Here is a 14194-nt window from a genome sequence, read left to right as displayed (position 1 = left end):
GGGTGTGCTAGGAACCACGCTGGTAATGGCACGATGGACGGATAAGAATGATGCGTCCATCGCGTAGTTACCGTTACACACCATATTTACACCATGCGTTTACCTTTGAACAACTTGACAGTACTCTCCCTGCTGTGCGCCCTGGGAATGTCCATGACTGCTGCCCTGGGTACGGAAAGCTTTGAACAAGCCAAACGTGGCACGTTCACCAGCCTGCAGACCAAATACGGTCCCCTGTCCTGTGCGGATGGAGTGGCGGAAATCGGGGGAACCGGAAAATCCGGAAATTCTTCATTACGGATGTTCGGCGGGAAAGATGCCGAACTCAAACTGGACTTGAAGGACATACCCTCCACGGAAGTGCGGCTTTCCGCCTGGGCGGAACGCTGGACGGGGCAGGCCCCTTTTGAATTTTCCATCACGGCGGTTGGCCCCCAGGGAGAAAAGGAAATCTATGACGGCAAAAATATCAGGACGGGCGGGTTTAAGACAAAGATTGAAACGCGCGTTCCTGCAGGCACCCGTTCCCTGGTTTTCAAGCTGACGGCTCCGGAAAACAAAGGATTGAAGCTGGACGACCTGTTCATTGTCCCTTCCATTCCCATGAAAGTGGACCCTCGCGTGGAAATGTCCGCCCCGGTGGCTCCCGTGATGAAGCGCATCCCGGACAATCCCGTTCTTTCCGTGAACGTGAAAACGGAAGGATGCCTGAATCCCGTTTCCCTGAATGCCGTTAATCTGGATTTCTCCGGCACGGACAGGCTGGCGGACATTGAATCCGTGACGGTGCTGCGCGGCGGGGAAAAACCGGAAATCCCTGAGGGAGCGGCTACATTCCCTGGAGACCCGGCCCAGGTTCTGGGTACGGTCCGTGTTTCCGGCGGCATGAAGCCCCGGATTTCCGTCAGGGGCCGCTTGGAACTGGAACCCGGCGACAACCACATGTGGGTGTGTGTCACGATGAAGGACGGAGCCTCCCTGGACGGCAAGGTGGTTGTGCGCCCTGCCAGCGTCGTGGCTGGCAACAAACTGATGAAAGTGGCGGATGCCATCCCTGTGGCGCAGCGAATTGGCGTGGCTGTGGTGAGGCCCGGGGATTTTAACTCCAAATTCTACCGCATTCCCGGCTTGGTACGGACGAAAAAAGGGACCCTCCTGGCGGTTTACGATATCCGCTATAACCATTCCGGCGACCTTCCGGCCAATATCGACGTAGGCGTGAGCCGTTCCACGGATGGGGGGCGCACCTGGTCCGATGTGAAAATTGCCGTGGACGATTCCAAAATAGACCCAGCCAGGAAAGACGCCAAGGGCGTGGGAGACCCCTCCATTCTGCTGGATGAAAAAAACGGCCGCGTGTGGGTGGCCGCCATCTGGAGCTACAGGCATTCCATCTGGGGCAGCAAGTCAGGGGACAATTCCCCGGAAACCTGCGGCCAGCTGGTACTCGCCAGCAGCGACGACGACGGCCTCACCTGGTCCAAGCCCGTCAACATTACGGAACAGACCAAAGACAAAGGATGGCGGATTCTGTTCAACGGACCCGGAAACGGCATCTGCATGAAGGACGGCACCCTCGTTTTTGCCGCCCAGTACTGGGATGGCAAGGGAGTGCCGTGGTCCACGATCGTTTATTCCCAAGACCAGGGCAAGACCTGGCACTGCGGTACGGGTGTCAGTCAGCAGACCACGGAAGCGCAGGTTATTGAACTGAAAGATGGCTCCGTCATGATCAATGCCCGCTGCAACTGGGGCGGTTCCCGCGTGGTGGGAGTGACGAAGGATCTGGGCAAGACTTGGGAAAAACATCCCACCAGCCGTACTGCCCAGCTCAGGGAGCCCGTCTGCCAGGGCAGCATCCTTGCCGTGGACGCCGTGCCCGGAGCGGGCAGACTGGTTCTGTTTTCCAATCCGAATACGACATCGGGCCGTTCCCATATGACGCTCAAGGCCTCTGCGGATGACGCTTCCTCCTGGCCGGAAGACAAATGGCTCCTGTACGACGAGCGCGGTTGCTGGGGGTACTCCTGCCTGGCGCCTGTGGATAAAAACCACATCGGCGTCCTGTATGAGGGCAGGGGCGCTTTAAACTTCCTGAAGATTCCTTACAAGGAAGCCCTCAATCCTCCGGCCGGGCGCTGAGCTTTTTCCGGCAGAACCCCGGTTTGGTGGAATTCGAGCCGCTTCGCTTCCTATGCGGGGCGGCTTTTTCTTTTCCCGCTGGTCAGGACAGGAAGGAAGCCAGAGCCTCCTTCAGCATGTTCCGGGCGCGGAACAGAAGGCTTTTAGTAGCCGGAACGGTCATTTCCAGCGTTTTGGCTATCTCCTCGTAAGGCATGTTCTCAAAGCGGCGGAGCTGGACGGCCAGGCGCGCCTTTTCCGGCAGGGCTGCAATGGCGTCATCCACGGCTTGCTGAAGCTCCGTTTGCTGTAGCGCGGCGTCCGGGGATTGGGAGCCTTCCAGAAACAGAATAGCACCTCCTTCCTCCTCAATGGCATCCGCAGATGTGGTGGGCTTGCGCTTCTGGCGGCGGACTTCATTGAATACCAGATTACGGAGAATCGTGAACATCCAGGTGGTGAAACGGGCGGAAGGTTCGTAATTCTTCGCTCCGCGCCATACGCGGATGAATACCTGCTGGGCAATGTCTTCCACTTCCGGACCGTTGTTCAGCATGCGGGCCACCGTGGCGTACACGGAATGCTGGTGTTTGCGGATCAGCATTTCCATGGCGGAGGCGTCCCCGTCCCTGACCCTCAGCATCAGCAGGGCGTCTTCGTCCGGTACGGCGGATGGCATGTCTCGTGCTTCGTCCATGAAAAGTCCCTTGTATAAACACTGCACCCGGGGGAAAGTTGCGTCCGGAAGGGCGAATGGCCCGGAAAATATATTTATCCCATTCTTCCGGAATGACGAGATGAAAACGGGTCTGTTCCCTCTTTTCGAAGGATTCCGTCCGGAGGATGGAAAGGAATGGATTTCCTGGTAATCCAGGATCCCATATCGGAAATGCCGGGAAAAATCTTCCGGCATTTTCCTGTCCTGTTGGCCGGAATGAAAACGCTTGGATGCGGGGAATGTCCGTGCTACTCTCCTTCCAAGTTCGGCAGGGGTGCCACAGACAAAGGCTGAGATTGCGGCAGCATGCTGTTTCCGCAGGACCCTTCAAACCTGATGCGGGTAATTCCGCCGCAGGGAGTTCGATCAAGCGGGCCGTAACCCGTTTTTTGCGGATGTTCCGTTCGTCGGCGTATCCCTTGCCGGTACTTAACAGCATCCATGCCATGAACGATACCGCCAAATTGTCTTATCCCGGGTCCCGCCGCATTTATATTCCGGGCCGCCTTCATCGGGACGTACAGGTTCCCATGAGGGAAGTCATCCTGAGCGATACCCTGCTGCCGGACGGCACCGTCCATTCCAATGATCCCGTACGCATTTACGACTGTTCCGGCCCGTGGGGGGACGAAGCCTATGCAGGCTCTGCGGAGCAGGGGCTGCCGGCCCTGCGAGCCGCATGGATACGCTCCCGCGGCGATGTAAAGGAAGTGATTACGGAGAATGGCCCCTGCCTCCAGGCTGCCGGGGAAGGCCCCGTGACCCAGCGGCACTATGCCCGGCGCGGAATGATTACGCCGGAAATGGAGTTTGTAGCCATCCGTGAAAATCTGGGCCGCGAACAAGTATTCAAGGCTGTTTACGACCGTTACCCGAATGAAAAGAGCCGTCCGGACGAGGCCGGAGAAATCCTGGACGCACTGACGGTGATGCCGCGCCCGTCCGAGCTGGAAGCCGCAGAAGGATTCGGGCCGTCAAGCATGGTGGCGCGCGACCGTCTGGACCATCAGCACGCGCCGGAGCGCAGGAGCGGTTGCCGCATGCCCGCGTATTTCACGGCCAAATTCGTCAGGGATGAAATCGCCGCAGGCCGCGCCCTCATTCCCGCCAACATCAACCACCCGGAATGCGAGCCCATGGCCATAGGCCGTAATTTCCTGGTGAAAATCAACGCCAACATCGGCAATTCCGCCCTGGGGTCCAGCATTGAGGAGGAGGTGGAAAAACTGCGCTGGGCCATCCACTGGGGGGCGGACACCGTGATGGACCTTTCCACCGGAAAGAACATTCACGCCACCCGTGAATGGATTCTGAGGAACTCCCCCGTGCCCATCGGGACCGTGCCCATCTACCAGGCGCTGGAAAAGGTGGGCGGCAAGGTGGAGGACCTGAGCTGGGAAATTTTCCGGGACACTCTCATTGAACAGGCCCGCCAGGGTGTGGACTACGTGACCGTGCATGCCGCCCTGCTGCTCAGGTTTGTGAATCATACGGCCCGGCGCATGACGGGCATCGTCTCCCGCGGCGGTTCCATCATGGCCCAGTGGAGCATGAGCCATGAACAGGAAAACTTTCTTTACACCCATTGGGATGAAATTTGCTCCATTCTGGCGTCGTATGACATCGCCGTCTCCATCGGTGACGGGCTGCGCCCCGGTTCCGTGGCGGACGCCAATGACTTCGCCCAGCTTGCGGAATTGGAAATCCAGGGAGATCTGACCATGCGCGCCTGGCGTGCCGGCGTTCAGGTGATGAACGAGGGCCCGGGCCACGTGCCCATGCACCTCATTGCGGAAAACATGAACAAGCAGCTTGAATGGTGCATGGAAGCTCCCTTCTACACGCTTGGACCGCTGGTGACGGACATTGCTCCGGGCTACGACCACATTACCGGGGCCATCGGCGGGGCGATCATCGGGCAGCGCGGCTGCGCCATGCTTTGCTACGTCACCCGCAAGGAACACCTGGGCCTGCCGGACAGGGAGGACGTGCGGGAAGGTGTGGTTACCTACAAGCTGGCGGCCCATGCGGCTGACCTGGCAAAGGGCCACCCCTCCGCCCAATGGCGGGACAACGCCCTGGCCCAGGCCAGGTTTGAATTCCGGTGGGAGGATCAGTTCAACCTGTCCCTGGACCCGCAGAAGGCCCGTTCCTACCATGATCTGACGCTCCCCCACGCCAATGCCAAGAAAGCCCATTTCTGCTCCATGTGCGGCCCGGATTTCTGCGCCATGCGCTTGAGCCAGGACATCCGCCGCCGTTCCACGGGAAAATAATCCTCCATCCATCCCCGGAAGCCGGGTGGAGGCTTCCGGGGATGGTGGGGTCTTCCGGGTGCGGAAGTGTTAAAAATGGGATGACACCGCATCAATTTGTGTTATTGTGCCCTGTAAGATGAATACCTTTTTTCATATAGCAGGGACGGCTTCCCTTTCTCTGGCCGTAGCTTCCGCCACCCTCGCCGCTCCGGTCTGGGAGATTGATTTCAACAAGGGACTGGAGACGGCCAGGGACGGAAACCGCACCGTGATGGTGGAATTCACCGGCTCCGATTGGTGCCCGCCCTGCAAATACCTGCGCAGTACCATTCTGGACTCTCCGGAATTTGCAAACTATGCGGAAAAAAACAAGCTGGTGCTTGTGGAACTGGACTTTCCGCGTACGCCGGGGAAAATCTCTAAGGAACTCATGAAGGAACGAGAGGGTATCATGCGGCGGTACGGCGTTACCGGTTTTCCCACCGTGATGCTGATGGACGGAACCGGAGCTCCCTATGCCCGGATCGTGGGGCCCACGAAAACGGCGCCGGAATATCTGGAAAAGCTGACAAAGGCCCAGGATCTGAAAAATTCGCTGAACGGGGAAATTGCCGCTGCCCGGAAGCTCTCCGGCAGCGAACGGGCAGCCGCCCTGGCGAAGGCTCTGGAAAAAGTGCCCGCGGAATTGCAGGGATACCACAAGGAATTGATCGCGGAAATCATGGCGTCTGATCCGGAAGACCGGTTCGGATTCGGAAAGAAGGAGAAGGAAGCGCGCCTGATGGCGCAGCAAAGTGAGATGCTTGAGCAATTTTATCTCTCTCAGAGGGGGAAGATAAGAGGTGAGGAGCTCCGGAAGAGCCGCGAAGAAGCTGAAAAAATACTGTCGTCTCCCGATCTCCTGCCACCAATCCGTTTGAAACTGAATAAATTCATCAGTGACAGCTATGCCTTGGAACGCAACTATCCTAAATCCCTTGAATACCTGAAAAGCGCACGCGATTCCGATCCCGGCTCCAAGGAATCCGCCAGGTTGCAGCCCTGGATAGAAAATATGGAAAAAATCATAGCCGGCGAAAAATAAGGGGCCTGCATTCCTTATTCTTGCTATTTTCCCGTTCATGCGGCTGAATATGGTTTCCTGCCCTCCCCAGGGAAGGCAGGGTGATTTTTCCGTACAATATTTAGACAAAAGAAAGACGGCATTCCGCTATGATGATAGAAAGACCGCAAGACGAGGAAATGAATATGTCCGCACAGGCCAGGGAACAGGAAATGAATGAGGATGCCGACCATCTGCTGAGTTGGGATGAATGGCTGCGCCGCCATGTATCCCAGCTTCTCCTGTTCGCACGCCAGCAATCCCGTTCCCCGGAGGATGCGGAGGACATCCTTCAGGATGCCCTGATCCGCCTGGCGCGCAAGGAAGCCGCAGGGGAATTCGTGGGCGGCCAGGAGGCGTGGCTCTCCTATGTCTTTGCCTCCATCCGCCGCCTGGCCGTGGACTATGGACGCAAGGCGGACCGCCGCCAGAGGCGCGAGGACGAAGCGTGCAGCGCCGATCCGGCGCAGGATGCGTGTGCGGACCCCTGGTTTTCCAGCTCTGCTGCGGATGATGAGCTCAAGCAATTCATGGAGATGCAGCTCAAAAAGCTCCCTTCCAAATTTTCCGAAGTCATTGTGCTGAAAATATGGGGTGAACAGACCTTTCTGCAGATAGCGGAGACGCTGGAAATATCCCAGAACACGGTGGCAAGCCGCTACCGCTACGGCATTGACATGCTCCGGAAAGCGCTGAGAAACAGAAAAGAAGAAATCTAAATATACCTGCTCCACTCTTATGAAACATGAATCAGCATCATCCTCAGAGGAAGACGTCGGCGGTACCGCCACTATCCAGCCTCTCCCCGTATCCGATGAACTCATTGCCCGCCTGGCCGGCAGGTGTGAGGAAATATTCCCCCTGAATGACCGCGTCCGGCATGAAATCTCCGATGAAGAAATTCATGAAATGGAATCCCTGTTGAAACGTTTGCAGCCGGCGCCTGCAAAAATTCTGTTTCGGGAACAATGCTGCTCCCTGATGTGCGCTGAATCCGAGCGTGAAATGGAAGACCGCCTGAAAAAATTCTCCGCCTCCTCCATGCTGGAATTCTCCGTCTGCAAAATGGCTTACGCCATGGATGCCGAGGGGGAGGTAAAACAGGAAAAAACCGTTTCCGGCCGCATGTGGAGGAAGCTGGCCTATATCTCCGGAATCTCCGTGGCAGCGGCTGTTGGGGCCGTGCTGCTCATTCAGAATACCTTTGACGCCCGTAGTGAAGGGGCAGAGGCCATTGCGGAAAAATCGGAAAGCGTCCCCCTTCCGGAAGAGTACCAGGAATCTTATCGTAAACCCACCATTTTTGAACTGCAGGGGGGAGATGAGCGGGTGCCGGTCGTGGCCCCGGCAAATAGCAGGAAAATCATTCCTGAAAGGGAATATTGAGTAACTCTTCAATGGGCCGTTCAGTAGCGCCAGCCCCGGATTTCGATGATCCGGGGCCTCTTTTTTGCCGTGGATTGAAAAAAATATGCAAATTTTTGAACATGCAGTGTCCGGACATTGTATATTATCTCACATGAATATGAAAACCTGTACCTTTCTGACATTGGGGCTGTTGATAAGTACGGGTTCCGGTTTCTCTATTGACCGGCCCGCTGGAAATACTGCCGCTCTTCAGCCTCCCTCTCTTACTCCTTATCCTTCCCGGCCTGCGCCTCTGCCTGCGTCCCGGCCCGTGAGGCTGGGCATTGTGCCCGGCACGGTTCCGCAGGCGCTTGTGGCCCAGCTGGAGCTCAGCGGATTCCCCGGCGTGCTGGTGACCAAGGTTATTCCGGACAGTCCGGCGGCCAAGGCTGGCTTGCAGGAAAACGACGTCGTTGTCAAGCTGGGGGACATGTCCCTGTCCGGCCCCCGTTCCGTGACGGAAGCTTTGGCGGACAAGGCGCCGGGAGACAAAATAACTGCAGTGCTTTACCGCAAGGGCAAAAGAGAAACGGCAGACCTGACTCTGGATGCCGGAACGCTTTCCGCCGAGGAAATTCTTGCGGCCCAGGGTGATCCCCGTTCGCATCCCCGTACGTCTCCCGGCGGATTTTCCCCCCGTCCCGCCCTGCCTCAGGGGCTGCTCGGGACGCAGCCGGATGCCTTTGACCGGATGCAGCAGATCATGGATGAATTCCTGAAAAATTCCGTGATGGATGATCCCGGAATGGATGACGTCTTTAGCAGGATGAACCTGACTCCTGGGTCGGCCCAGGTGCTCAGAAGCCTTCAAAATCTGCAGAAGATGCCCATGCCCTCCATGGGGAACCTTCCGGGGGGCGTCTCTGGCTCTTCATCCGTCCGCATGACGGACAACAACGGCACGATTATTATTTCCTCCAACTCTCAGACCGGGACCTCCGTCCATGTAACGGACCCCTCCGGAAAGGTACTTTATTCCGGCCCCTACAACACCCAGCAGGAAAAGGACGCCGTGCCTGAAGCTGTTCGGGAGCGGTTGAAAAACATAGAAACCAACTTCTGCTTTTAAGATTTCTGCTGAATATTCGTGATCATGTTAAGGATGGCTGCTCCGTTTACCGGGGCAGCCATTTTCATTGCCGGGAAAACCGTGAAAAGCCCGTCAGCGGATGCCAGTCAATTTCCTGTATGTTTCCAGTGCGAAGGAATCCGTCATGCCGGAAATGTAATCCAGCATATGGATCAGGCGTTTTTCCCGTGACTCTTCATCCGCAGGCAAAAGGGTTCCCTGCAAAAGGATGGCTACCTTTCTGGCTTGTCCGGAACCGGGGTTGTCCACCCATTCCATGAAAAAGTCGATCAATTCTCCCAGCACCTTGTAGCCCATGGCCTCCACCTGAATGACGTCCTGCGTCTGGTAAACGTCGCGTATGGCATCCTTGTAAAGACGGTCCAGAGGTCCGGCCAGTTCGGAAACGTCAATGAGGGACTTTTCCATGCTCCCGTCCAGAAGGCGGTCTTCATAGGCCTTGAAGCCCTCTACTACGGCGCGGATACTTCTGCCGATCGCCAGCGCCCGCATGTAATGTACGCAGGAATCCTCCTCCCTCCGTACTGCCAGATCTTCGGCATACTCCCTTTGAGAGGGAGTCAGGAAGGGATGGAACAATTCCATGACGTGGTCGAACCTCAGGATTCTTGAGAAAAAGCCGTCTTCAATATCCGCAATGCGGTAGCAGATATCGTCCGCGGCTTCCATCAGGAAAGCCAGGGGATGGCGGCACCAGCAAAGGTCGTTTCCTTCCGCCTCCGTCCGGGGTATCAGGCCCAGGCTGCCCGCCACAAATGCGGCGGCTTCCATTTCCTGGCTGCCTATGCCGAACTTTTTGCATTCCAGACTGTTGGCGGGAGTAAGCATCTTCTGTTTGGCTTTAAGGGAATAGGACTGTGTACAGGGATACTTCATGAAAGCGCCCAGCACGGCAGCCGTCAGCTTCAGGCCCTTGCCCTCCATGGGGTCTCCGGTGCGGGTCAGGATGCGGAAGCCCTGTGCGTTCCCTTCAAACGGGCGCGATAATCCATGCCGGAACAGGGCCGTCTCAATGGCATCCTCCCCCGAATGGCCGAACGGAGGATTCCCGATATCGTGCGCCAGACAGGCGGTGGAAACGATGGTAGCCAGGTCGGAAGGAATGATATGGGCCGGCAGCGAGTCTTTTCCGGAGAGCCATTCTCCCACCAGCATGCCCAGGGAAGAGCCGACGTGGGCCACCTCCAGGCTGTGGGTAAGGCGGGTGCGCACATAATCGTTGCGCCCCAGAGGAAACACCTGCGTCTTATCCTGAAGGCGGCGGAAAGCGCTGGAAAACAGGATGCGCCCGTAATCCCGGTCATAATTGCTGCGGTGCTTTTGCGGAGCCGCCGTACTCTGGTGGCTTGATCCCCAGCGGGCGTCTGACAGAAGCTGTTCCCAATTCATCTTTTGCGGCACGTTGCCGATGATAAGGGCGTCCGGTGCGGACACAAGCAAAAACGGGAGGGCAAAGGCGTCAATAAGTCAGCATCAGGCCTACACCCCAGTGCAGGTTATTGTCGTAATTGGTGGAAATGCTCACATGAGGCGTCAGGATGTAATGCAGTCCAACGGAATAATCCCGGTCCGTATTCAGGGAAAAGCTCAGGCGCAGGCGCGATGTCAGCGGAATATCGTCCCGTTCAAGCTGGAGACGCACCTTCCCGTCGGTATCAATGCGGGCGTCCGCCACCAGCAGCAGAGGCAGCGTGTACCGTGTTCCCAGGGTGCCGTCCAGTTCACGGTCCTTCCTGGTGGTCTGGCGGAACATGTTGCGTTCCCCGGCCTCGCCCTTCCTGTATGTCCAATCCATGCCGATGTAGGGATAAAGCCACTGCTTTTCTCCGATGTACCTGCCCAGGCGCGCTTCAGCTTCATACCCGCGGGTATCCTTGTATCCTGTCTGCCACTCTCCCTGGATGCTCCAGCGCGTGCCGCCGAACTCCAGATCCCCTATATTCCCGTTGGAGGCAAAATCATTATTTACGGTCAGGTACCATTTACGGTCCATTGCGTAAACGTGCTGGAGCGCCTGGCGGGGATGGGGAAGCTGGGGATTGGGCGGCGAATCCTCATACGTGAAAATCCGGCCCATGCCGCTCATCATGTGGTACAGGATGTGGCAGTGGAAAAACCAGTTGCCCCGCGTCTTCTCCGCGGCATTGAACTCAATCACCTGCGTGGCCATGGGCTGGATGTCCACCGTGAACTTCAGCGGGGAAAAATCCCCCTGCTTGTTGACCAGGCGGAAAAAATGCCCGTGCAGGTGCATGGGGTGCCTCATCATCGTATTATTGGTCAGGATGATGCGGACATTCTGACCCTCCCGGATCATGATCCGGTCCGTTTCCGACAGTGTCCTGCCGTTGATGCTCCAGACGTAGCGGTTCATATTTCCGCTCAGTTGAAAATGCAGTTCCTTCACGGGAACGCCGGAGGGGAGGTTCGTTTTTGCGAGGGACCTCAGCATATCGTACGTCAGCGTAACCTCTCCTTCGTCTTCCTGCATGTCCTCCGCATGATGCTTTCCATGGGAACTGCCGGAAGACATGGACATCATGTGCATGCCACCCGCACGGGGAGAATCCATACCTCCGGACATGTTATGATTCATGTGCTTCATGCCGGGCATGGAGCCGGAGCTCATGGTCATCATCTTCATGCTCCCGCCCATGGTCATCATGCCGTTCATCCTCTTCATGTTCTTGAAATAATTCAGCTTGGGAAAGGGACGCAGGGGCTGCTTCTCCCCATGCCCCAGCCACAGTGAGGAAGACCCGGTGGTATCCTCCGCCGTCGCCTGGAACTCGAAAGCCCTTCCTGTTTCCGGCACGGTCAGGATCACATCGTAGGTTTCTGAAACGGCAATAATCATCCGGTCAACGTCCACGGGGACCACGTCCTTGCCGTCGCTGGCCACGACGCGGATCTTCCCGCCGGAATACCGGAGCCAGAAATAAGTGGAGGACGCCCCGTTCACGATGCGCAGCCGCACGCGGTCCCCGGCCTTCAAACGGGGCAGGGAAGCATGCGGGCTCCCGTTGAGCAGGAAGCGTTCGTAATACACGTCGCTGACGTCCATCGGGTTCATGCGTTTCCATTCGCTGGTCAGCTTGGTGCCCACATAGCCGGCCCGGAGCGCCTCCCAGTAGCTCTGCACGCTCCCCTTCCGGATGGAAAACCAGTCGGACCCCGTATGGAGTTTTCTATTCACCTCGTTCGGATTCTCATTGGTCCAGTCGCTTAAAACCAGGGTGTATTCCGGCAGGGTGTCCTCCGCTCTGCGCGCCGGATCGTTCCTGCGCTTGTGGACGACGAAGGCTCCGTACAGTCCGCTCTGCTCCTGAAGACCGCTGTGGGAATGGTACCAGTACGTGCCGTTCTGGATAATGGGAAAAGTATAAGTATGGGTGGTATGGGGCTTCACGGGTGCGGAAGTCAGGTAGGGCACGCCGTCCTGGTCATTGGGCACCAGAAGGCCGTGCCAGTGGAAGGACGTCTCCGTATCCATCATGTTGTGCACCCGGATCACTGCCGTGTCCCCCTCCGTAAAATGCAGCACGGGACCGGGAATGCTGCCGTTGATGCTCATGGCGGGACGCGCCGTTCCCGTGAAATTGACGGGGGTATTCCGCACATACAGGTCGTACTCCACCGTCTCTGCCTGGGCCGGGGAATGGAAGACGTACCCGTAAAGGCAAAGGAGGAGGAATAAATAATGCACAATCCTGAACATGAAAAAATGGGGCTGGCAGGAAAGACCGTGCCGCCTCCTTCCCGGTTCAAAATGAAAATGTACGGATGCGTCATATTCTGGAATAAAAAACAACGCCCGGGGTAAAACTCAATTTATCCAAACGGGGAAATGTTCCGGACTGCTTCCTTGTAATTGGCAGGAAAAGAAAAGGGGACAGTTGATTGAACAATAAAAAGCGGGGGCTTGTCCGTAAGGAACAGACGCATCAAACTCCATGATTCCCATGAAAGCCTTCATCATTTCAACCTGCATCTCTCTGTCAGCCATGTGCGCCTCCTTTTCTCAAGAAGCCCGTTCGGAATCCGGAATTGAACCCGTTGCTTCATTCAAGGGAGCCCAGGTAACCGGAGTCACGGTCACGGACAAGGGCAGAATCTTCGTCAACTTTCCCCGCTGGCATGAAACAATACCCTGCTCCGTGGCGGAGGTGGACCGGCAGGGAAACTTCAAACCCTATCCGGACGAGAAAACCAACCGGTGGGAAAAGGGAAAAACACAAGATGGAGACGCGTTCGTATGCGTGCAGTCCGTCGTTGCCGACGGAAACCGGCTTTACATCATTGATACGAAAAACCCGATGATAGGAACCACGGTGGCGACACCCACCTTGTACGTCTACGACCTCAACACCAACAAGCTGATCAGGAAATACCCACTCTCGGAATCGACCAAACCCAAGTCCTATGTCAACGACCTGCGCGTGGACCGGGAGCACGGCAAAATCTACTTTACGGACTCGAACGAACCCGGACTGATCGTGCTGGACATCAAGAGCGGAGAAAACTACCGCATGCTGGACAACCACTCCTACACGACCGCGGAGCAGGACCACATCACCGTCAACGGCAGGCGGCACGACGGGAAAGTCCATTCCGACGGCATAGCTCTGGATAAAAAGAACGGTATCCTCTATTTCCATGCCTTGACGGGCAGGACCCTGTACGGAATACCGGTGCGCCAGTTGATAGACCGCCGGATAGACGAGAAAAAAATCACCAAAATGAAAACGCCTTCGCCCGACGGCATGATCATGGACAGCCGGGGCAACCTCTATATGGGTGATCTGGAAAACAACAGCATCGTGTACCTCACTCCGGACCGCAAAAGCATCCGGACACTTGCCTCCGGAAAGGAAATCAGCTGGCCGGACACATTCAGCATCCATGACGGATACCTCTACTTCACCAACTCCCGCATCCAGGAAGCCCAGGGCGACATTTCCGACATGGTATTTACCCTGGAAAAGGTCAAACTGCCGGAATAAAGGATCCGCCGGAGTTCCAACGTCAGAAGTACTTCCGTTGGCAATGGCGCCTCCATTTCCTTCGTGATTGCGGTTGTTGATAAACTGAACGTTGTCCAGGCGGACAAGTGCGCCCTGTGACGAAATAGTCTCCGCTGTCCGGCTGGACATGAAGAACCTTCAGCCGGAAATCCGGGAATGGACGGCGGAACGCCGGGATATGGATTTCAACCGTCATATCAACAATGCCGCCTATCTGGTTTGGGCGCTGGAATCCCTGCCGGAAGCCTGGCAGGCGGAACGCGCCCTGACTGGCATTCACCTGCACTTCAGGAAGGAAAGCCATGCCGGGGAACAGATGAAGTCCCTATTGTTCCGCCAGGAGAATCTTACCTGCCACCATATCATGCAGGGGGATGAACTGCGGGCGGAAGCGGTGCTGGAATGGACCTGATGGACAGAATGATGAAGAAAAAACTCTACCTGTCCATCAAGTACGCCAGCTCCATTAAAGTC

11 protein-coding genes and 1 riboswitch are annotated in these 14194 nt (G+C 56.7%); of the genes, 8 read left to right on the top strand and 3 right to left on the bottom strand.

Annotation, left to right across the window (positions count from 1 at the left end; genetic code table 11):
* The first annotated feature begins 93 nt into the window (after nt 1-93).
* The gene (locus V3C19_RS07705; protein ID WP_295875311.1) at nt 94-2142 is read left to right on the top strand and encodes a sialidase family protein; all 2049 of its coding nucleotides are present in this window, start codon (nt 94-96) and stop codon (nt 2140-2142) included.
* An 82-nt stretch (nt 2143-2224) separates the two neighbouring features.
* Here the strand turns inward: V3C19_RS07705 and V3C19_RS07700 are convergent, their stop codons facing one another.
* Nucleotides 2225-2818: a sigma-70 family RNA polymerase sigma factor gene (locus V3C19_RS07700; RefSeq protein ID WP_130083718.1), complete on the bottom strand. Its 594-nt coding sequence runs from the start codon at nt 2816-2818 to the stop codon at nt 2225-2227.
* A gap of 281 nt (nt 2819-3099) precedes the next feature.
* Nucleotides 3100-3217, top strand: a riboswitch (TPP riboswitch).
* Nucleotides 3218-3285: 68 nt separating this feature from the next.
* On the opposite strand from V3C19_RS07700, the gene thiC reads away from it, so the two are divergent.
* The 5 genes from thiC (at nt 3286) to V3C19_RS07675 (ending at nt 8675) form a co-directional block, all read left to right on the top strand.
* Entirely contained in the window at nt 3286-5115 is a 1830-nt protein-coding gene (gene thiC, locus V3C19_RS07695) for a phosphomethylpyrimidine synthase ThiC (protein WP_295934578.1), read from the top strand.
* A 118-nt stretch (nt 5116-5233) separates the two neighbouring features.
* A complete protein-coding gene (locus tag V3C19_RS07690; protein WP_295934576.1) occupies nt 5234-6181 on the top strand; it encodes a thioredoxin fold domain-containing protein in 948 nt (315 codons plus the stop codon).
* 128 nt (nt 6182-6309) lie between these two features.
* Complete coding sequence (locus V3C19_RS07685; protein WP_295934574.1) at nt 6310-6918, top strand: sigma-70 family RNA polymerase sigma factor; 609 nt, start codon at nt 6310-6312, stop codon at nt 6916-6918.
* A gap of 19 nt (nt 6919-6937) precedes the next feature.
* Nucleotides 6938-7585, top strand: coding sequence for a hypothetical protein (locus tag V3C19_RS07680; RefSeq protein ID WP_295934572.1), 648 nt, complete (start codon nt 6938-6940; stop codon nt 7583-7585).
* Nucleotides 7586-7724: 139 nt separating this feature from the next.
* Nucleotides 7725-8675: a PDZ domain-containing protein gene (locus tag V3C19_RS07675; RefSeq protein WP_295934570.1), complete on the top strand. Its 951-nt coding sequence runs from the start codon at nt 7725-7727 to the stop codon at nt 8673-8675.
* 93 nt (nt 8676-8768) lie between these two features.
* Here the strand turns inward: V3C19_RS07675 and dgt are convergent, their stop codons facing one another.
* Together dgt and V3C19_RS07665 are read right to left on the bottom strand one after the other, a co-directional pair.
* Nucleotides 8769-10130, bottom strand: coding sequence for a dGTP triphosphohydrolase (gene dgt, locus V3C19_RS07670; RefSeq protein WP_295934618.1), 1362 nt, complete (start codon nt 10128-10130; stop codon nt 8769-8771).
* A 25-nt stretch (nt 10131-10155) separates the two neighbouring features.
* On the bottom strand, nt 10156-12414 hold the full coding sequence (locus V3C19_RS07665; RefSeq protein ID WP_295934568.1) for a multicopper oxidase domain-containing protein: 2259 nt from the start codon (nt 12412-12414) through the stop codon (nt 10156-10158).
* Nucleotides 12415-12658: 244 nt separating this feature from the next.
* On the opposite strand from V3C19_RS07665, the gene V3C19_RS07660 reads away from it, so the two are divergent.
* Nucleotides 12659-13699, top strand: a complete 1041-nt coding sequence (locus V3C19_RS07660; protein ID WP_295934563.1) for an L-dopachrome tautomerase-related protein — start codon at nt 12659-12661, stop codon at nt 13697-13699.
* A gap of 91 nt (nt 13700-13790) precedes the next feature.
* Complete coding sequence (locus V3C19_RS07655; protein WP_330937062.1) at nt 13791-14132, top strand: hypothetical protein; 342 nt, start codon at nt 13791-13793, stop codon at nt 14130-14132.
* Nucleotides 14133-14194: the final 62 nt, after the last annotated feature.

The sequence above is a fragment of the Akkermansia sp. AE01SA01 genome (assembly GCF_036417395.1).
Lineage (GTDB): Bacteria > Verrucomicrobiota > Verrucomicrobiia > Verrucomicrobiales > Akkermansiaceae > Akkermansia.
This window is presented reverse-complemented; position numbering and strand designations above follow the sequence as displayed.

What these genes read in the sequence shown, in the direction of transcription:
- V3C19_RS07700 (WP_130083718.1), bottom strand. Translation starts at nt 2,818, where the DNA reads ATGGACGAAGCACGAGACATGCCATCCGCCGTACCGGACGAAGACGCC.
- V3C19_RS07685 (WP_295934574.1), top strand. Translation starts at nt 6,310, where the DNA reads ATGATGATAGAAAGACCGCAAGACGAGGAAATGAATATGTCCGCACAG.
- thiC (WP_295934578.1), top strand. Translation starts at nt 3,286, where the DNA reads ATGAACGATACCGCCAAATTGTCTTATCCCGGGTCCCGCCGCATTTAT.
- V3C19_RS07690 (WP_295934576.1), top strand. Translation starts at nt 5,234, where the DNA reads ATGAATACCTTTTTTCATATAGCAGGGACGGCTTCCCTTTCTCTGGCC.
- V3C19_RS07665 (WP_295934568.1), bottom strand. Translation starts at nt 12,414, where the DNA reads ATGTTCAGGATTGTGCATTATTTATTCCTCCTCCTTTGCCTTTACGGG.
- V3C19_RS07680 (WP_295934572.1), top strand. Translation starts at nt 6,938, where the DNA reads ATGAAACATGAATCAGCATCATCCTCAGAGGAAGACGTCGGCGGTACC.
- V3C19_RS07705 (WP_295875311.1), top strand. Translation starts at nt 94, where the DNA reads ATGCGTTTACCTTTGAACAACTTGACAGTACTCTCCCTGCTGTGCGCC.
- V3C19_RS07660 (WP_295934563.1), top strand. Translation starts at nt 12,659, where the DNA reads ATGAAAGCCTTCATCATTTCAACCTGCATCTCTCTGTCAGCCATGTGC.
- V3C19_RS07675 (WP_295934570.1), top strand. Translation starts at nt 7,725, where the DNA reads ATGAAAACCTGTACCTTTCTGACATTGGGGCTGTTGATAAGTACGGGT.